This is a genomic window from Enterobacter cloacae complex sp. P24RS, from assembly GCF_014982165.1.
GTDB lineage: Bacteria > Pseudomonadota > Gammaproteobacteria > Enterobacterales > Enterobacteriaceae > Enterobacter > Enterobacter quasihormaechei.
Map to the genome: position 1 here is coordinate 135,685 of NZ_JADCKU010000006.1, position 18,830 is coordinate 154,514.

The window sequence follows — 18,830 nt, forward strand, 5'->3', positions numbered from 1 at the left end:
CCAGATGATTTTCCTGAATGAAAAACGTTAAATTTTCCGTGCTTGCGTTGGTTATGATGACGTTAAGCGGTTGTACTATCGTACCGGGCCAGGGGCTCAGCACCCATGGCAAAGATATTATCGATCTGCCTGACAGCAGTTACGATCTGGATAAGATGGTCAACGTCTATCCGCTCACGCCGGGGCTGGTCGAGGCGTTGCTGCCTGGCAAAGTCGACTCCCGCGCCAATCCTGAACTGGACCACCAGCTCCAGAGCTATCAATACCACATCGGCGTCGGCGACGTGCTGATGGTTACCGTCTGGGATCACCCGGAGCTGACTACCCCCGCAGGCCAGTACCGTAGCGCCAGCGATACGGGCAACTGGGTGAATGCGGATGGTACGATCTTCTATCCCTATATCGGCAAAATTTACGTGGTCGGCAAGACGCTGGCTCAGGTGCGCGATGAGATCGCCGCCCGGCTGGACTCGGTGATTGAGAGCCCGCAGGTGGATGTCAGCGTGGCGGCGTTCCGATCGCAAAAAGCCTACGTGACGGGCGAAGTGGCTAAGTCGGGCCAGCAGCCCATTACCAACATTCCGCTGACGATAATGGATGCGATCAATGCGGCAGGCGGCCTGACGTCGGAGGCGGACTGGCGCCACGTGGTGCTGACCCACAACGGCAAGGACACGCACATTTCTCTCTACGCGCTGATGCAGCGCGGCGACCTTACCCAAAACAAACTCCTCTATCCGGGCGATATTCTCTTCATTCCGCGTAATGACGACCTGAAAGTGTTTGTCATGGGCGAGGTCGGCAAACAGAGCACCCTGAAGATGGATCGTAGCGGCATGACGCTGGCGGAAGCGCTGGGTAATGCGCAGGGCGTGAATCAGGATATGGCCGACGCCACGGGGATCTTTGTGATTCGTCCGTTACAGGGCAAGCAGAACGGCAAAATTGCCAGCGTCTACCAGCTGAACGCCCGGGATGCGACCGCGATGGTGCTGAGCACCGAATTTCAGCTGGAGCCTTACGACATCGTCTATGTCACCACCGCGCCGCTGGTGCGCTGGAACCGCGTGATATCTCAGCTGGTACCGACCATTACCGGCGTACATGACCTGACTGAAACAGGGAGATATGTCAGAACATGGCCAAATTAACGCTTAACGCCATCCTGGTGATCTGTACCGGCAATATCTGCCGCTCCCCCATCGGAGAACGGCTGCTGCGCCGGCTGCTGCCCGCCGCCCGGGTCGATTCGGCGGGAATTTGCGGTCTGGAAGGGCACGCAGCCGATTCGCTGGCGACAGCGATCGCCGCCGAACGCGGCACTCTGCTTGAGGGCCACGTTGCGCGCAGGCTCACCCCCGCCATGGTGCGCGACTACGATCTGATTCTGGCGATGGAGCTGGAACATATTGAGCAGGTCACGGCTATCGCACCGGAGGCGCGCGGCAAAATGATGCTCTTTGGTCACTGGACGGGCAGAAAAGAGATCCCGGACCCCTACCGTAAAAACCGGAACGCATTTGAACATGTTTATGGACTGCTGGAGCAGGCCAGTCAGGAATGGGCAAAACGGCTCAGTTAATCACACGGGATAGTCACGTTTTATGTCAACAAATACTCTTCACGCCCATGATGCGTCTGCCGCGAATAACGAGATCGATCTGGTGCGTTTGTTTGGTGAGCTGCTCGACCACCGAAAATTTATTCTCGCCCTTACCGCACTGTTCACGCTGGCAGCGCTGCTTTATGCGCTCTTTGCCACGCCGGTTTATCAGGCCGATGCGCTGATACAGGTGGAACAGAAGCAGGGCAACGCGCTGCTCAGTAACCTTAGCGAGTTTATTCCTGACTCTTCGCCGGAGTCGGCGCCGGAACTTCAGCTTCTACAGTCGCGAATGATCCTCGGTAAAACGATTGATGACCTGAACCTGCGCACGCAGGTGAGCGAAAACTATTTTCCCGTCGTCGGACGCGGCTGGGCACGGCTCACCGGCCAGCAGCCTGGCATCGTCGATATTAGCATGCTCAATCTCCCTCCTGTCGCGGGCCGGGCGCAAAAGCTGACGCTGACCGTCGGCGAGAAGGGCCACTATCAGCTGGAAGGGAATAACGTGACGTTACAGGGCGTCGTGGGGCGGCAGCTGAGCGCGGCGAATCTCGCCATTAAAATTGCCGATATCCAGGCGAAGCCGGGTACCCGGTTTACGATTACGCAGCTGAGCGAGCTGGAGGCGATTGACGCGCTACAGCAGCGCTTTACCGTGGGCGAGCGCAGCAAGGATAGCGGAATGCTTGGCCTGACCATCACGGGGGAAGATCCCGTTGAGATGGCCCGCGTGCTTAACTGTATCGCCGACAACTATTTGCACCAGAACGTGGCTCGCCAGGCGGCGCAGGATGCGAAAAGCCTGCAATTTCTGAAGCAGCAGCTTCCGCAGGTGCGCGGCGAGCTGGACCAGGCCGAGGAGAAGCTCAACCGCTATCGTCAGCAAAACGACTCCGTTGACCTGAACCTGGAGGCAAAAGCGGTGCTGGAGCAGATTGTGAATGCAGACAATCAGCTCAATGAACTGACCTTCCGGGAAGCGGAAATTTCGCAGCTCTACAAAAAAGATCACCCCACCTACCGGGCGCTGATGGAGAAACGCCAGACGCTGGAACAGGAAAAAAATCGCCTGAATAAACGGGTATCGTCGATGCCGGCCACCCAGCAGGAGGTGTTGCGCCTGAGCCGCGACGTGGAGTCGGGGCGCGTCATCTACCAGCAGCTGCTTAATCGCGAGCAGGAGCTGAGCATCGCCCAGTCGAGCGCGATTGGTAACGTCCGCATTATCGATCCGGCCGTGACCCGGCCGCAGCCGATCAAGCCGAAAAAAGCACTGGTCGTGGTGCTGGGGGTTATTCTGGGTCTGTTCGTCTCTTCGGGCTGGATCCTGGCGCGCGGTATGCTGCGTATGGGCATTGAAACGCCAGAGCAGCTGGAGGAGCACGGGATTAACGTTTATGCCACCGTGCCGCTGTCGGAATGGCTGGCTAAAAAGATGCGTTCGCGCAAAAAAGCGTTTATGTCCCCGCGTCTGCGCCATAAGACAAAAAATATCCCCTTCCTGGCGACGGATAACCCTGTCGATCTCTCCGTCGAGGCAATTCGCGGCCTGCGCACCAGCCTGCATTTCGCGATGATGGAGTCAGCGAACAATATACTGATGATCTCTGGCGCTACGCCGGACAGCGGAAAAACGTTTGTCAGCAGTACCCTGGCGGCAGTCGTGGCGCAGGCGGGGCAGAAAGTACTCTATATTGATGCGGATATGCGCCGCGGGTATGCCCACGATCTATTTAAGCTCGACAATACCTGCGGCCTGTCGGAGATTTTATCCGGCAAAGCGGTGTATACGCAGAGCGTTCAGACCTTCGATAAAGGCGGATTCGACATCATCGTGCGCGGGCAGATCCCGCCTAACCCGGCGGAGCTGCTGATGCACGCGCGTTTCCAGCAGCTGCTTGACTGGGCGAACGAACGCTACGATCTGGTGATTATTGATACTCCGCCGATTCTGGCGGTTACCGACGCAGCGGTAGTCGGCCACCGCGCAGGCACCACGCTGCTGGTTGCCCGCTTCGGGATGAACAGCGTGAAGGAGATGCTGGTCTGCGTACAACGCCTGGAGCAGAGCGGCGTCAACACCAAAGGGGTGATCCTGAACGGCGTCGTTAAGCGGGCAAGCAACGCTTACGGCTACGGCTATCATCACTACGGCTACACCTATTCGAGTAACTGATAATCCGGCGCCTGCCCGTTCTGACATTAATGCGCATTGTGTTTGTAATGGAAAACGGGCAGGCCAAGCTTCAGGCGCAATGCGAGCATGCGCGCGGTGAAACCAAACAGCAGCGTGGAGATAACCACCACATCGTGACTGGTGACATAGTGCTGCAAGGCAACATACAGCACTGCGGCGGCAAAGGAGATGCCGGCATACAGTTCCTTCTGGAAAACCAGCGGGATACGTTTACAGAACATATCGCGCAGCACCCCGCCAAACACGCCCGTGATCACCGCCGCAATGGTGGCGATAACCGGGCCTTCACCCATATCGAGAGCGATTTGCGCACCAATGATGGAAAAAACAATCAGCCCAAGCGCATCAAGCACCAGGAATAAGCGGCGCAGATGAGGCATCACCGGAGCCACAATCGTGGTGAGTACGGCTGCCGTTGCCACGATAATGACGTACTCAGGGTTTTTGACCCAGCCGAGTGGATAATGGCCAAGCAGGATATCGCGTACGGACCCGCCGCCGAGCGCAGTGGCTGTGGCAATAATGATCACGCCGAAGGTGTCCATACGGCGACGTCCGGCAGCGAGTGCGCCGGTCATGGCTTCTGCGGTAATGCCAATGAGATAGAGAACGTGAAGCAGCATAAAACCTCCGGAATGAAGAGGGGGAGATTAACGATTTGTGCGGAAGATCACGATTGAGATTTTCTAAGGCGAGGTGGTTTTCCCTAAAGGAATTTATCAGCGCACGGCGGGCGGGCTTGATTTAAGGCGGGAGAGAGAGAAGGTAAGGCTAAATAAGGATTAGAAAAAGTAATGGGTGATGCGCGAGGCAGCACCACCCGGAAAGTGATCACTCGATATTCTGGATCTGCTCGCGCATCTGCTCAATGAGGACCTTCAGTTCAATCGCTGAATTGGTCACCTCTGCATTGATAGACTTAGACGCCAGCGTGTTCGACTCGCGGTTGAACTCCTGCATCATAAAGTCGAGACGGCGGCCCACAGCTTCTTTCTTCTTCAGAATGTTGTAGGTCTCTTTAACGTGCGCTTCCAGACGATCCAGCTCTTCAGCCACGTCCACGCGCTGCGCCATCAGCACCAATTCCTGTTCCAGACGGTTGTTTTCGAGCTGGACTTCCGCCTCTTCCAGTTTGGCGACAAGTCGCTCACGCTGCCATTGCAGCACTTCTGGCATATGAGCGCGAACTTTAGCCACTTCGGCGCTCACGCCCTCAAGACGCTGTTCAATCATTGCTTTCAGCGCCTGGCCTTCGGTTTCGCGGGCAACGATAAAGTCATCCAGCGTGCCGTCGAGTGCCGCTAGGATTTCGGCGGTAATCGCGTCCAGATCCTGCTCTCCGGCGGCCATCACGCCAGGCCAGCGCAGAATATCAACCGGGTTGATCTCGCCTTCGTCGCTTTGCATTTTGACCCAGTTCGCCGCATTAACGAGCTGTTTTGCCAGCTTTTCGTTAAGGATCAGTTCGCCCTGCGCGCTGGCATCGGGCTCAAAACGCAGATTACATTCCACTTTCCCGCGGGTCAGACGCGTACGGATACGCTCACGCACCACAGGCTCCAGGCTGCGGAACTGTTCCGGCATACGGAAATATGTTTCCAGATAGCGCTGGTTTACCGAGCGCATTTCCCAGGTAGCGCTACCCCAGCTACCCTTGATTTCACGCCGGGCGTAGGCGGTCATACTGCGGATCATAGACATTCCCGTTTTTAAAGGAGAGATGGGGGGATTATAGCTTTCAGGGGCTTCTCAGGATAGGAATAAGCGTCCTTTATCCGTATAATGCGCAGCCACATTCGTTTCAAGCCGGAGAATCCATCATGCGTCCAGCAGGTCGTAGCGCCAATCAGGTGCGTCCCGTCACCCTGACCCGTAACTATACAAAACACGCTGAAGGCTCCGTGCTGGTTGAGTTTGGTGACACCAAAGTGCTTTGCACCGCGTCCATCGAAGAGGGCGTGCCTCGCTTCCTGAAAGGTCAGGGCCAGGGCTGGATCACCGCCGAATACGGCATGTTGCCGCGCGCAACCCATACCCGTAATGCCCGTGAAGCGGCAAAGGGTAAGCAGGGCGGGCGTACTATGGAGATCCAGCGCCTGATCGCGCGTGCGCTCCGCGCCGCGGTTGACCTGAAAACGCTGGGCGAGTTCACCATCACCCTGGACTGCGACGTGATCCAGGCCGATGGCGGCACGCGTACCGCCTCCATTACCGGCGCCTGCGTGGCGCTGGCAGATGCGCTGAACAAGCTGGTTGCCGCCGGTAAGCTGAAAACGAACCCGATGAAAGGGATGGTTGCCGCTGTCTCCGTCGGTATCGTTAACGGCGAAGCACTTTGCGATCTGGAATACGTTGAAGATTCTACCGCAGAAACCGACATGAACGTGGTGATGACCGAAGATGGTCGCATCATTGAAGTGCAGGGCACGGCGGAAGGCGAGCCATTCACCCACGAAGAGCTGCTTACCTTGCTGGCGCTGGCCCGAGGGGGTATCGAATCCATTGTAACGACGCAGAAAGCGGCGTTAGAAAATTGATTTTAAGGCGACCAATGAGTCGCCTTTTTTTTGCCTGTAAGACAGAAAAAATGAAAGGAGCAAATCCATGAAATCGTATCAGCGCCAGTTTATTGAGTTTGCGCTTAACAAGCAGGTACTTAAGTTTGGCGAGTTCACGCTGAAATCGGGGCGTAAAAGCCCGTATTTCTTCAACGCCGGGCTGTTTAATACCGGGCGCGACCTGGCACTGTTAGGCCGTTTCTATGCCGAAGCGCTGGTGGATTCCGGGATTGATTTCGACCTGCTGTTTGGCCCCGCGTACAAGGGCATTCCGATTGCAACCACCACGGCGGTGGCATTGGCGGAGCACCATGACCGCGACGTGCCGTACTGCTTTAACCGTAAAGAGGCTAAAACCCACGGTGAAGGCGGCAATCTGGTAGGCAGTGCGTTGCAGGGCCGCGTGATGCTGGTCGATGATGTGATCACCGCAGGCACCGCGATCCGTGAATCAATGGAGATTATCCAGGCTAACGGTGCAACGCTTGCGGGCGTGCTGATTTCGCTCGATCGTCAGGAGCGCGGGCGCGGCGACATCTCTGCTATTCAGGAAGTGGAACGCGATTATGGCTGCAAGGTCACGTCGATTATCACCCTGAAAGACCTGATTGCGTATCTGGAAGAGAAGCCTGAGATGGCGGACCATCTGGCAGCGGTAAAAACGTATCGCGAAGCGTTCGGGGTTTAATTGCGTTGCCCGGTGGCGCGACGCTTACCGGGCCTACCCGTTCGTAGGCCGGATAAGGCGAAGCCGCCATCCGGCGATGGCATTACTGCAATTGTGCTGCCACTAACGGCCAGCGGGCGTCAAAATCGTCCGTTGGTCGGTATTTAAATTCGCTGCGCACAAACCGAGAGAGCATTCCCTCGCAAAATGCCAGGATCTGGCTTGCCAGCAGGGTCTCATCAGTAGTATATCCCTCACCTTCCCGCATTTTTTTCTCGCGCAGAACCTGACGCAGCTGAGCTTCGATACGCTCAAAAAGCTGGTTTATACGGCCTTGCAGACGATCCTGTTCAAACATCAGCGCGTGGCCGGTCAGAATACGGGTCAGACCCGGGTTACGTTCACCAAAGCCCAGAATCAGCAGCACAATCAGACGCAGACGCGCGCTGGTGTCTTTTTCATCCTTCAGAATCAGGTTGATGCGCGTGATCAGGCTATCTTCAATAAACTCGATCAGGCTGTCGAACATCCGGGTTTTACTCGGAAAATGACGATACAGCGCCGCTTCTGACACGCCCACAGAGGCCGCCAGCTTTGCGGTGGTGATGCGTTGACTGCCGTCGCTGGATTCAAGCATCAGAGCCAGAGATTGAAGTATTTCTTCGCGACGATTCCTTTTCGCGGTTTGTTTTTCTGCCATGTTACAAAATACCCCTGAAAATAAGCACTTGTCAGGCTGGCAACCACACAGCGACCCGCAAACTGACGTTTGCGGTTTGTTATTGCATTATGGCGCTGTGAGATGCGTGTTTGTCGGGCGGTTATTTGCGCCCGGAATGGCCGAAGCCGCCTTCGCCACGGTCGGTGGCGTCGAAGTCTGCCACCAGGTTAAATTCTGCCTGCACCACCGGTACAAACACCATCTGCGCGATACGCTCGCCCGGCTCAATGGTGAAGCTGTCCTGGCCACGGTTCCAGACGGAGACCATCAGTTGACCCTGATAGTCAGAGTCGATCAGGCCGACCAGATTACCCAGCACGACGCCATGCTTATGGCCCAGGCCAGAGCGCGGCAGGATCACTGCTGCCAGTGACGGGTCAGCAATGTGAATCGCCAGTCCGGTCGGGATCAGGGTCGTTGCACCCGGCGCCAGTTCTACGGCGTCATCGAGACAGGCGCGCAGGTCAAGACCGGCAGAGCCGGAGGTGGCATACGTTGGCAGCGGAAATTGCTCGCCAACGCGCGGGTCCAGAATCTTAACGTCGATTTTTTTCATCATAACGGGTAACGATCTCGTCCAGTAATTGTTGGCCCAGGAGTGCTTTGCGCTCAAGCGGTAAGACTTTATCTCCATCCTGCCAGAAAAGGTGCAATGCGTTGCTGTCGCTGTTAAATCCTTGCGTGGACAGCGATACGTCGTTCGCGCAAATTAAATCGAGGTTTTTGCGGGTACGTTTTTGCCGGGCATATTCTTCCACATTATTCGTTTCTGCGGCAAACCCAACAACGTAAGGACGATGAGTTTTCAATGCGGCGACACCGGCAACGATATCCGGGTTCTTCACCATTTTTATTGTTAATTCATCGCCTTGCTTTTTAATTTTGGCGTCAGCAATGGTTTCAGCACGGTAATCAGCGACGGCCGCACAGCCGATAAAAATATGCTGCTGTTGTGCATGCGCCTGTACGGCGGCGTTCATTTCCAGCGCGGTCGTCACATCAATACGTTGCACAAACGCCGGTGTGGTAAGCGACACCGGGCCGCTTACCAGCGTGACGTTCGCGCCGCGTTTGGCCGCCGCGGCGGCAATGGCAAAGCCCATTTTGCCGGAGCTGTGGTTGGTGATGTAACGCACCGGATCCAGCGGCTCGCGCGTTGGGCCCGCGGTAATCATGATGTTGAGATGTTGCAGATCGTTGACAGGCGAGAAATGGGCGGCGGCCATATCAACAATCGTCAATGGGTCGAGCATACGGCCCGGCCCCACGTCGCCACAGGCCTGGCTGCCGCTATCCGGTCCCCAAATCAGCAGGCCGCGTGAGGCCAGCGTTTCCAGATTATGCTGGGTGGCGGCATTGCGGTACATCTGCTGGTTCATGGCGGGCACAACCGCGACGGGCGCAGGCGTGGCGAGGCAAATGGTCGATACCAGATCGTTCGCCATACCCGCCGCCACGCGGGCAATTACATCTGCCGTGGCGGGAGCAAGGATAACCAGATCGGCCCATTTCCCCAGCTCAATGTGGCCCATTGCGGCTTCGGCCGCCGGGTCGAGAAGGCTGTCGGATACCGGGTATCCCGAGACGGCTTGCAGGCTTAGCGGGGTGATAAAGGCTTTGCCGCCTTCGGTGATCGCGACCCGTACGTCGGCCCCGCGCTCGCGCAAACGGCGCACCAGGTCTGGCGTTTTATAGGCAGCAATACCGCCGCTTACGCCAAGAACGATTTTTTTACCGGCCAGGCTCATCATGATTCTTTCCTGTTGGGTTCACCAGAGAGCGGGCATTTTATCACAATCCCTAAAACGGGGTGATGATGTCCTTTATTCACTTTGCGAGGCGTTACGCAAGAACGAAACGTCAGCGTCGAGCCCCGAATTTGCCTGTGGCAGCATAATGGCAAACAGAAGGAGGCCGGGCATGGAAGAGACTGAACTGCTGCTACCGCGTGAAAAAATGCTGCGCCATGGCGTCACGTTGCTAAAAGACGACGAGCTGCTGGCGCTTTTTTTACGCACCGGCACGCAGGGAAAAACGGTATTTACGCTGGCGAAAGAGCTGATAGACCATTTTGGTTCACTGCATGGTTTGCTGACCGCCGAGCTGGAGGCGTTTACGCACGTGGAGGGCATCGGCGTGGCGAAATATGCCCAGCTGCGGGGCATTGCGGAGCTTGCCCGGCGATTTTATAACGTGCGTATGGAGGAAGAAGACCCGATCCTGACCCCGGACATGACCCGCGAATTTCTGCAAAGCCAGCTCTCCGATCTGGAGCGGGAGATCTTCATGGTGATCTTTCTCGACAACAAAAACCGGGTACTGAAACATACCCGCCTTTTTTCGGGAACATTGAGCCATGTTGAGGTGCATCCGCGTGAAATTGTGCGGGAAGCGATAAAAGTGAATGCAGCCGGCGTGATCCTCGCGCATAATCACCCCTCTGGCTGTGCAGAACCAAGCAGAGCTGACAAAGCCATTACCGAACGTATTATCAAATGCTGTCAATTCATGGACATTCGTGTGCTGGACCATCTGATAATTGGCCGCGGAGAGTACATTTCTTTTGCCGAACGTGGCTGGATTTAGGCCTTTTCTCGCGATCCATCGGGATCTTTGTCTGTTCGGGACTTGAGCACACCGCCGAGTCAGCGTATACTACGCCACCTTTGAGAATCTCGGGTTTGGCATTTGGGCCTGGCAATCGAGAGTTCAATAGAACTATGCGATGACCGGGCTGTAAAGCCTGACGAGGCGCCGATACCCCATACGAAGCTCGAGCTAATTTGATTTTTGGAGAATAGACATGTCCCGAGTCTGCCAAGTTACTGGCAAGCGTCCGGTGACCGGTAACAACCGTTCCCACGCACTGAACGCGACTAAACGCCGTTTCCTGCCGAACCTGCACTCTCACCGTTTCTGGGTTGAGAGCGAGAAGCGTTTTGTCACCCTGCGCGTATCTGCTAAAGGTATGCGTGTAATCGATAAGAAAGGCATCGATACAGTTCTGTCCGAACTGCGTGCCCGTGGCGAAAAGTACTAAGTACTTAAAGAGGAAATAAATCATGGCTAAAGGTATTCGCGAGAAAATCAAGCTGGTTTCTTCTGCTGGTACAGGTCACTTCTACACCACCACGAAGAACAAACGTACTAAGCCGGAAAAACTGGAACTGAAAAAATTCGATCCAGTTGTACGCCAGCACGTACTGTACAAAGAAGCTAAAATCAAATAATTTTAGTCTCCTTGTATTGAAAACCCCGCATCTGCGGGGTTTTTTGCATTCTGCATCTCAACGGAGGAACCATGCCTGAATTACCTGAGGTAGAGACCAGCCGCCGCGGTATTGAGCCGTATCTGGTCGGCGCGACTATTCTTCATGCTGTCGTTCGCAACGGGCGTCTGCGCTGGCCGGTTTCCGATGAGATCCACGCGTTAAGCGATAAACCCGTCCTGAGCGTGCAGCGCCGCGCGAAATATCTGCTGCTGGAGCTGCCTGACGGCTGGATCATTATCCATCTGGGCATGTCGGGCAGTCTGCGCATCCTCACCGAAGAATTGCCTGCGGAAAAGCACGATCACGTTGACCTGGTGATGAGCAACGGCAAAGTGCTGCGTTATACCGACCCGCGTCGCTTTGGCGCATGGCTGTGGACCAAAGAGCTGGAAGGGCACAACGTGCTGGCGCATCTCGGGCCTGAGCCGCTCTCAGAGGCGTTTAACGCGGATTATCTCAAAGAGAAGTGTGCGAAGAAGAAGACCCCGATTAAACCCTGGCTAATGGATAATAAGCTGGTGGTGGGCGTGGGGAATATCTATGCCAGCGAATCGCTGTTTGCCGCCGGGATCCATCCCGATCGGCTGGCCTCTTCGCTGTCGGCACAGGAGTGCGAGCTGCTGGTCAGAGTGATTAAAGCGGTACTGCTGCGCTCAATTGAGCAGGGCGGGACGACGCTGAAGGATTTCCTGCAAAGCGACGGGAAGCCGGGCTATTTTGCGCAGGAGTTGCAGGTTTATGGCCGTAAGGGTGAACCATGCAGGGCCTGTGGGACGCCGATTATTGCCACGAAGCATGCCCAGCGGGCCACGTTCTACTGCCGTCAGTGCCAGAAGTAAGGTTACTTTAGCTTTTCCATCAACGCCTGGTGGACGTTAACCGGCAGGAAGTGGGTAACGTCCCCGTGATGGCGCGCCACCTCTTTCACCAGCGAAGACGAGATGAAGGACCACTCCTTGGAGGGCATCAGGAATACGCTCTCCAGCTCTGGCATCAGATGGCGGTTCATGTGCGCCAGCTGCATCTCGTATTCGAAGTCTGCTACCGCGCGAAGCCCGCGGATCAGGATATTGGCTTGCTGAGCATGGGCAAAATTTGCCATCAAATCGCTGAACCCGACGACTTCAACATTCGACAGATGCGAAATCGCATCGGTGGCCAGCTGCACGCGTTCGTTCAGGTCGAACATCGGCTTTTTGCTCGGGCTGGCGGCGATAGCCAGAATCACCTTGTCGAACATACACGCCGCACGGGTGATGATATCAAGATGACCGTTAGTGATTGGATCGAAGGTACCCGGATAAATCGCTTTTGTGCTCATGGCTCACGTTTTCTCTTAGTAGCCGCGGTTCAGCGCCCACAGCTCGGTGTATTTGTTGAAAGTATACTGGGCATTGACCACCGCCAGTAACCAGCCCTGTTTGCCGTCCAGCACGCCGCCGCGCAGCAGCAGCGTTTTCAGAAACGCGCCAAGCGTGTGGGTGAAGATACCCGTCAGCGTGGCCTTCTTGCCGCGCTGGTGGCGTTCCTGCGCCCATGCGGTGGCATAGTTGAGCTGTTTACGCTGGAAGCTGGCGAAATCACGGCAGGTCAGATGAAGCAGATCGCCCGTCAGGGGGATCACCTGAGCGTTATCGCAGGCCAGCGACTCATGGACAAGGTTATCGTTGTACTGGTAACGCTCACGCGCATAGAGGCGCATCACGCGGTCGGGATACCATCCGCTGTGGCGCATAAAGCGGCCCAGGAAATAGTTACGACGCGCGATGCTGTAGACCGCGCCAGGCTGCGGCGCGGCAAGCACCGTTTGAATGGCCTGCCGGAGTTCCGGGGTGACGCGCTCGTCGGTGTCGATCATCAGCACATAATCGCCCGTGGCGAAACCCTGCGCACGCTGGCGCTGAATGCCGTAGCCCTGCCAGTCGGTGTCGGTAAAGACTTTTGCACCTGCTGCACGGGCAACGTCCACCGTGTTGTCCGTACTTCCGGAGTCGAGAATGACGATTTCGTCAGCCCAGGCAACGGAGGCCAGGCAATCCGGAAGCAGGTCGGCGGCGTTTTTGGCGATCATCACGACCGACAGACGCGTTGACATCAGTGGCTCCGCTGCGGCAGATAAGGTTGCAGAAGTTGCAGCAGACGGGTCAGTGCGCCCTGGTTCTGATGCAGGACTTCAACGGCATGACGACCGTACCACAGGCGGTAATCTTCGTCAGTCAGAAGGGTAGAGACCTCTTTGACCACCGAATCCGCGTCGGTCACAGTGATTAAGCCGTCGGCTTGCTGCAACTTAGCGCAGATATCTTTGAAGTTAAACGTGTGTGGCCCCATCAGCACAGGGATAGCGTGGGCCGCCGGCTCCAGCGGGTTATGGCCACCGCGCTCTACCAGGCTGCCACCGACAAAGGCGAGATCCGCAATGCCGTACAGCAGCATCAGTTCGCCCATCGTATCGCCAATCACCACCTGCGTACTGCCTGAGGGGATTTCCCCGCTGCTGCGCAGGGTGAAGCTGAAACCGCCTTTTTGCACCATTTCGCGGGCATCTTTGAAACGCTCCGGATGGCGGGGAACCAGAATCAGCAGTAAATCAGGGAATTTTTCCAGCAGCTGGCGGTGAGCCTGAAGAATAATCGCTTCTTCGCCATCATGAGTGCTGGTGGCAATCCAGACCTGGCGACGCGGCGCCCACTGTCGACGCAGCGTGACCGCACGGGCGGCGAGTTCTGGAGTGACGGAAATATCGAACTTCAGGCTACCCGTGACCGCAAGCTGGTTGCGTTTCAGCCCGAGGGCGATAAAGCGCGCGGCATCTTCTTCGTTCTGCGCGGCAATCAGCGTGATTTTGCTGAGCAGGCGACGCATAAATTTACCCAGCTTGCCGTACCCTTTCGCCGAGCGTTCTGACAGACGCGCGTTGGCGATAACCAAAGGAATTTTACGGGCATGCAGGGCGGAAATCATATTCGGCCACAGTTCGGTTTCCATGACGATCACCAGTTTAGGGCGAACGGTATTCAGGAAACGGTTCATGGCGCAGGGAAGATCGTACGGCAGATAGACGTGATGCACGTCTTTACCGAAAGCAGACATCACACGCTCTGAGCCGGTTGGCGTCATTGTGGTGACGGTGATGGGCAGCGACGGATAGCGGTGGCGCAGGGCACGCACCAGCGGAATGGCCGCCAGCGTTTCCCCGACTGACACGGAATGCAGCAGAATACCGTCCGGCGCCACTTTATTGCGGCAGTAGCCATAGCGTTCGGCCCAGCGTTTACGGTACGCAGGCGCTTTACGGCTACGGAGCAACAGTCGCAGCCACACCAGTGGCTGAATGATGTAGAGCAGGGCGGTATACAACAATTCCAAGCGATTATCCGTTTTTTTAGTTTCGGCCGGGAAATTCTAAGCATTTAAGCGTGCTAAAGCTATCTCTTATGCCAGATACCGTTTTAAACGGAAGTAGCGGCGGCCCAGGCGCCAGCGCAAACGCGGGCTTTTGGCACTTTTCCAGATGAGCTTCCAGATCCCGGTGTCGAAGAACTCTTTGATTATCATTGATTTCTTCGCCTCATCCTTCATGTTGTCGAAGGTATGAATAATTCCCAGCCCCTCTTTGGCGATTTGCCAGTGGCAGGCAGGGATATTTTTCACTTTATCCGGGTAACGCTGGTTAATGGCATCAAGCATCTTCAGGATCTTCATGTAATGACGCGCGGAGCGAATAAGCGTGTCGTCATTATCCGGGGTGTGCGATACCGAGGCGGAGTGTATGTAGTAGTCGTAAAAGCGTTCGCTGGTATACTGAACGCGTTCCGCAGCAAGCAGCACCTCGGTAGTCCACGGGATATCCTGATGGCGCAGGCCAGGCTCGAAGCGGAAACCGTTCTGACGAATAAAATCGTGGCGATAGATATTCAGCCAGGTCACATGGAGGAACTTACGTGAATCCAGCGCCTTTTTTAGCCATGCCGCGCCATTCATGACGCCCGTTGAGGCGAGCTTATCTTCAGGGAAGATAGGGCGAGACGGTTTTTTGTTATTTTCCCAGACGTAGTTGCCATTGCAGGTGGCGACGTCCAGGTTCTGCGTGACGGCCATATCCAGCAGACGCTGGTACATGCCGGGTTTAAAGACGTCATCAATATCCGGGAAAGAGAGATATTGGCCGGTCGCTACGGCCAGGCCGGTATTACGCGCGATGGACACGCCCTGATTAGGTTGTTCAATAACCTGCATCTGTGGCAGCGTTTCACGCCATTTTTCGACAATCTGCATCGAACTATCAGTGGAGCCATCATTGACAATGATGACTTCCATACTGTCGATATGTTGATTGACAAGGCAGGTAAAGAACTGATCGAGAAAAGCTTCACCGTTATAAACGGCAACCACCACGCTTAATAAAGGCGCTGAATTTTGCATATGAAACCTGATTATTTTTGGTTGTCGACCAAAGCAATGTATTGCTGGCAAATGGCGTTGATACCGAACGATGCGATCGTTTCGCGATCAACAACCGGCGGAGAGGCATACAGTTCTGCCAGTGTTTTCGCCAGTGATTCGTCGGTTAACGCTGTCAGACCACGCGCCAGGGGGCCAGTAAGGATCTCAGCAGGGCCGCCAGGGCAGTTTGTACTCACCGGTGGGGTCTGACAGATAATGGACTCCACCAGTACATTACCAAAACCTTCGCAGTCGGAACTTAACACTAAAAGGCGAGCCCCTTTGATCCACGGATAGGGGTTGGTTTCGAACGGGCGGAAAATAATCTTATTTTCGATTCCAAGCTCAGCGGCTAACTGTTTGAGCTGGTCTATTTTGGCGTCAGAGCCTTTGCCCATTAACACCAGCGATGCGTCAATCTTGCTCAGCGCGAACGCGCGCAGAAGCCGGTCGTGTCGCTTGTGTTCATGAAAACGGCCAACATGGATAATGTAATCCTGCCCCTGCATCTCAAAGGGCGCTTCTGCCAGACGCTGAATTTCAGGGATATCGAAGGGGTTATGGATAACCGCTTTGCGCCGCAGGGGGATAGCGAGTACTTCAGCGAGATCGTGCAGTACGGCGCCGGATACCGCCACAACGTTGCGGTTTTCATAGGTATGGCGAATTTTATAATGCTTAAACCAGCGGGAAAGCCCGCTGCGATGGCGTAAATAGGAGAAAGAGAACATCCCGTGTACGCAGAACCAGACCTTATCCCGATCCAGCGCGCGGCTGTGCGCCACGATACGGTCGGTTTTATGCAGATGCGAGAAGACAACGTCAAATTTACCGCTGCGTTCTGCCTGCTCAATGGCGCGATCCAGCAAACGGGCGCGACGCGGGATCTCGGTCAGCTTCCGCCAGGGTTTTTTACAGGTATCCTGCACAACCTGAAAATCGATGCCTTCCGGAATGGCGTAGTCGCACACCTTCCGTAAGGAGAAAAGGGTAACCTGATGCCCCAGTTCTGTCAGTCCGCTGGAGAGGGTGAGAACCGTTTTTTCAGCTCCTCCACCGGGTAAACCATCAATAATCATTAGGATGCGCATTATTAATCCAGTAATTTTTGATAAAGCGAAATAAGCTGACTTGACAGTTTTTCAGGGGTTGCTTCTCTGACGCGTTCACGCGCCGCAAGTCCCATATTGTTATTTTTTGCCAGTGAAGGAATGGACACGACGGCCTCCTTCAATGTGCGGATATCAAGTGCATCACAGTAAAACCCGTTCTGGCCTTGCGCAATAAATTCTGATCCACCGCAACTCTCTGACGTAATGACGGGCAGTCCGCAGGCCATTGCTTCAAGTATGACGTTAGGAAAAGGATCATACAGCGTCGGCAGCAGTAAACCATCAGAAAGCTGATAAAATGGCAGCGTCTCTTTTTGCATCCCCAGGAAACGGATTTGCCCCTCACAGCCTAATGAACGGGCGAGGTCGCGATAGCGGCTTTCCGCTTTATCCTGACCGACCACAATCAGCCACGCCGATGTTCCTGCTATCGCCTGAATAGCGCTTGCCAGACCCTTGCGTTCAAACCCCGAACCCACGAAGCAGAAAATGACGGCATCAGCGGGTAAGCCAAATTGCTGACGCAGTACAGCACGCTGACGCTCTTCTGCCGGAACGAAGCGGCTGGAATCTATTGAATTATAAATCACATGTATCTTTTTTGCGTCAATATCAAAGTCTTCGACGATTTCGCGTTTGATCATCTCCGCATTACAGATAACGGCTTTCAGCTCGGGCGCCTGATACATTTCACGCTCTGCGTGCATTACGTAGCGGTGATAGCGATCGTGCATAAGCAGCTTCGCGCGCCAGGCGGGGAGAATACGCGACCGCTGTAGCAGCCAGCGTCGATGCACGCCATCTCCGGCGCGGTAAATATCACAGCCCGGAATGCGTTCGTGGCTCTGCACAATATCAAACTGCTGTTGCTGCCAGAGCGCGCGCGCGGCATGTGCGAAGCCGCGTTCACGGCTGATGCGGCCCCATTTCCGTGGATCGCAAATATGAATGTGCCAGTCGTCCTGCTTTTCGCCCTGCCACTCGCGAGTGATGACGTTGAGCTCAAGGTTTTGATTGCTCAGCGCGGTGAGTGCCCTGGAGACAAAACGTTCCGCTCCCCCATCCGGACGATATTTTTGGCGCACGATGGCCAGACGATGAAGCTTCATTGCAGGTATCTCCTTGCGGCGGAGACGACAGCATCAACGGGTATAGCGTCGAGATAACGTTCCGTCGTTTTTGTATCAATGGCGTCAGGGTTGGGAAGCGGGCCGTAGTTACCTGCCCAGATGACCTCGCCGTTAACCTGCCATGGCGACCAGAACGTCAATTTTGACGGGCCAAACAGCGCCACGCAGGGCGTCTGAAGGGCGGCGGCCATGTGCATGGGTACGGAGTCAACGCCGATGAACAGGTTCGCATGATCGATAAGCGCGGCCAGCTGGCGCAGGGTTAACTGTCCTGCCAGCGAAACAACACCCGTTTGCGGGGAGGCGGCAAGGATGCGGTCAATCATCGCCAGCTCTTTTTTATCCGGACCTGCGGTAAGAACGATGGTATGGCCGTCCTGCTGCAACGCGGCGATAGTTTGCGCCATTTTGCCTTCGTCCCAGCACTTAAAGAACCAGCGTGAAGTGGGTTGAATAACGATGAAGCCTTCTCCCACGCCCTTTTGCATAAGCTTTTGCTGAGCGTGGTGCCAGTCATCCGCGCTGTAAGCCATGGTGACGGTAGGGTTGGACGCTACCGGCAGCGCTGACAGTATGGAGAGATTTTGTTCAACGGTATGCAGCGACTGATGGCTAGCCACAGAAACCAGTTCACTGTGACAAAAACGCCAGAATGCATTATTGCGCTTGTTAAAGGCAAACCCGAGCCGAACCGGTGCGCCGGTGAAGCGGGTGACAATAGCGCTGCGCCACTGATCGGCCAGATTAATCACCAGGTGATAATGCTGAGCGCGCAACGCACGAAGCAGCTGCCACTCTTTTTGCAGGTGCTTCAGCGTCCCCAGCTGCTTCCATTTACGATCGATACCGTAGATCGTACCGATTGCCGGATGCGCGGCGAGCATGTCTCGCGTCTCTTCATAGAGAAGCACGTCGATTTGGGCTTCAGGCCATTTTTGGCGTAATGAATTGATGACGGGGGTAGTGAGTAACATGTCACCATGATGGCGAAGTTTGATCAGTAAAATGCGCAAATCAGGCGTGTCAGGTAAGTTATTCATCATCATCTTATCGGCGTTGTACTATTGGCAATTCTAATAGACCTGGTAACGACTTGCACTCTTTCTCCATAATGTCGGGAA

21 protein-coding genes are annotated in these 18,830 nt (G+C 55.4%); 9 read left to right on the top strand and 12 right to left on the bottom strand.

Annotation, left to right across the window (positions count from 1 at the left end):
- Positions 1-17: 17 nt before the first annotated feature.
- From INF58_RS08480 to etk, 3 genes are read left to right on the top strand one after another with little or no spacing between them, the layout of a single operon-like run.
- Entirely contained in the window at positions 18-1,151 is a 1,134-nt protein-coding gene (locus tag INF58_RS08480; protein ID WP_112792073.1) for a polysaccharide export protein, read from the top strand.
- Positions 1,139-1,582, top strand: coding sequence for a protein tyrosine phosphatase (locus tag INF58_RS08485; RefSeq protein ID WP_193527507.1), 444 nt, complete (start codon positions 1,139-1,141; stop codon positions 1,580-1,582). The genes INF58_RS08480 and INF58_RS08485 overlap by 13 nt, the downstream gene beginning before the upstream one ends.
- A gap of 22 nt (positions 1,583-1,604) precedes the next feature.
- A complete protein-coding gene (etk, locus tag INF58_RS08490) occupies positions 1,605-3,782 on the top strand; it encodes a tyrosine-protein kinase (RefSeq protein WP_193527508.1) in 2,178 nt (725 codons plus the stop codon).
- Between the two features lie 26 nt (positions 3,783-3,808).
- On the opposite strand, the gene INF58_RS08495 is transcribed toward etk, so the two are convergent.
- Both INF58_RS08495 and INF58_RS08500 read right to left on the bottom strand, forming a co-directional pair.
- Positions 3,809-4,426 carry a trimeric intracellular cation channel family protein gene (locus INF58_RS08495; RefSeq protein ID WP_063868767.1) on the bottom strand — a complete coding sequence of 206 codons (618 nt, stop codon included), beginning with the start codon at positions 4,424-4,426 and terminating at the stop codon, positions 3,809-3,811.
- Positions 4,427-4,634: 208 nt separating this feature from the next.
- Positions 4,635-5,498, bottom strand: coding sequence for a YicC/YloC family endoribonuclease (locus INF58_RS08500; protein ID WP_003860907.1), 864 nt, complete (start codon positions 5,496-5,498; stop codon positions 4,635-4,637).
- A 125-nt stretch (positions 5,499-5,623) separates the two neighbouring features.
- Between INF58_RS08500 and rph the strand changes: the two genes are divergently transcribed.
- Both rph and pyrE read left to right on the top strand, forming a co-directional pair.
- The gene (gene rph / locus INF58_RS08505; protein WP_193527509.1) at positions 5,624-6,340 is read left to right on the top strand and encodes a ribonuclease PH; all 717 of its coding nucleotides are present in this window, start codon (positions 5,624-5,626) and stop codon (positions 6,338-6,340) included.
- A 67-nt stretch (positions 6,341-6,407) separates the two neighbouring features.
- Positions 6,408-7,049 (top strand): orotate phosphoribosyltransferase, encoded by a 642-nt coding sequence (pyrE, locus tag INF58_RS08510; RefSeq protein WP_193527510.1) that lies wholly within the window; start codon positions 6,408-6,410, stop codon positions 7,047-7,049.
- A gap of 82 nt (positions 7,050-7,131) precedes the next feature.
- Here pyrE and slmA read toward each other — a convergent pair whose 3' ends face one another.
- The 3 genes from slmA to coaBC all read right to left on the bottom strand — a co-directional run bounded on the left by slmA (position 7,132) and on the right by coaBC (position 9,497).
- On the bottom strand, positions 7,132-7,728 hold the full coding sequence (gene slmA / locus INF58_RS08515; RefSeq protein ID WP_063868771.1) for a nucleoid occlusion factor SlmA: 597 nt from the start codon (positions 7,726-7,728) through the stop codon (positions 7,132-7,134).
- Between the two features lie 121 nt (positions 7,729-7,849).
- Positions 7,850-8,308, bottom strand: a complete 459-nt coding sequence (gene dut / locus INF58_RS08520) for a dUTP diphosphatase (RefSeq protein ID WP_015570042.1) — start codon at positions 8,306-8,308, stop codon at positions 7,850-7,852.
- On the bottom strand, positions 8,286-9,497 hold the full coding sequence (gene coaBC, locus INF58_RS08525; RefSeq protein WP_107535641.1) for a bifunctional phosphopantothenoylcysteine decarboxylase/phosphopantothenate--cysteine ligase CoaBC: 1,212 nt from the start codon (positions 9,495-9,497) through the stop codon (positions 8,286-8,288). Before coaBC ends, dut begins: the two co-directional genes overlap by 23 nt.
- 172 nt (positions 9,498-9,669) lie before the next feature.
- On the opposite strand from coaBC, the gene radC reads away from it, so the two are divergent.
- The 4 genes from radC (at position 9,670) to mutM (ending at position 11,860) form a co-directional block, all read left to right on the top strand.
- Positions 9,670-10,335, top strand: a complete 666-nt coding sequence (gene radC, locus INF58_RS08530) for a DNA repair protein RadC (RefSeq protein ID WP_063868776.1) — start codon at positions 9,670-9,672, stop codon at positions 10,333-10,335.
- A gap of 217 nt (positions 10,336-10,552) precedes the next feature.
- Positions 10,553-10,789: a 50S ribosomal protein L28 gene (gene rpmB / locus INF58_RS08535; RefSeq protein WP_002436699.1), complete on the top strand. Its 237-nt coding sequence runs from the start codon at positions 10,553-10,555 to the stop codon at positions 10,787-10,789.
- A gap of 22 nt (positions 10,790-10,811) precedes the next feature.
- Positions 10,812-10,979, top strand: coding sequence for a 50S ribosomal protein L33 (rpmG, locus tag INF58_RS08540; protein ID WP_003024094.1), 168 nt, complete (start codon positions 10,812-10,814; stop codon positions 10,977-10,979).
- A gap of 71 nt (positions 10,980-11,050) precedes the next feature.
- Positions 11,051-11,860: a bifunctional DNA-formamidopyrimidine glycosylase/DNA-(apurinic or apyrimidinic site) lyase gene (mutM, locus tag INF58_RS08545; RefSeq protein ID WP_126291836.1), complete on the top strand. Its 810-nt coding sequence runs from the start codon at positions 11,051-11,053 to the stop codon at positions 11,858-11,860.
- Positions 11,861-11,862: 2 nt separating this feature from the next.
- Here the strand turns inward: mutM and coaD are convergent, their stop codons facing one another.
- The 7 genes from coaD to rfaQ form a co-directional block, all read right to left on the bottom strand.
- Positions 11,863-12,342, bottom strand: a complete 480-nt coding sequence (gene coaD / locus INF58_RS08550) for a pantetheine-phosphate adenylyltransferase (RefSeq protein WP_193527511.1) — start codon at positions 12,340-12,342, stop codon at positions 11,863-11,865.
- Between the two features lie 15 nt (positions 12,343-12,357).
- The gene (locus INF58_RS08555; RefSeq protein ID WP_193527512.1) at positions 12,358-13,116 is read right to left on the bottom strand and encodes a glycosyltransferase family 2 protein; all 759 of its coding nucleotides are present in this window, start codon (positions 13,114-13,116) and stop codon (positions 12,358-12,360) included.
- Entirely contained in the window at positions 13,116-14,390 is a 1,275-nt protein-coding gene (gene waaA, locus INF58_RS08560; protein ID WP_003860874.1) for a lipid IV(A) 3-deoxy-D-manno-octulosonic acid transferase, read from the bottom strand. The genes INF58_RS08555 and waaA overlap by 1 nt, the downstream gene beginning before the upstream one ends.
- A gap of 66 nt (positions 14,391-14,456) precedes the next feature.
- Positions 14,457-15,446 carry a glycosyltransferase gene (locus tag INF58_RS08565; protein ID WP_193037114.1) on the bottom strand — a complete coding sequence of 330 codons (990 nt, stop codon included), beginning with the start codon at positions 15,444-15,446 and terminating at the stop codon, positions 14,457-14,459.
- A gap of 11 nt (positions 15,447-15,457) precedes the next feature.
- Positions 15,458-16,558: a glycosyltransferase gene (locus INF58_RS08570; RefSeq protein WP_064910019.1), complete on the bottom strand. Its 1,101-nt coding sequence runs from the start codon at positions 16,556-16,558 to the stop codon at positions 15,458-15,460.
- 2 nt (positions 16,559-16,560) lie between these two features.
- Positions 16,561-17,688, bottom strand: a complete 1,128-nt coding sequence (locus tag INF58_RS08575) for a glycosyltransferase family 4 protein (RefSeq protein WP_063868786.1) — start codon at positions 17,686-17,688, stop codon at positions 16,561-16,563.
- Positions 17,685-18,755, bottom strand: a complete 1,071-nt coding sequence (rfaQ, locus tag INF58_RS08580) for a putative lipopolysaccharide heptosyltransferase III (protein WP_107534405.1) — start codon at positions 18,753-18,755, stop codon at positions 17,685-17,687. Before rfaQ ends, INF58_RS08575 begins: the two co-directional genes overlap by 4 nt.
- Between the last annotated feature and the right edge of the window lie 75 nt (positions 18,756-18,830).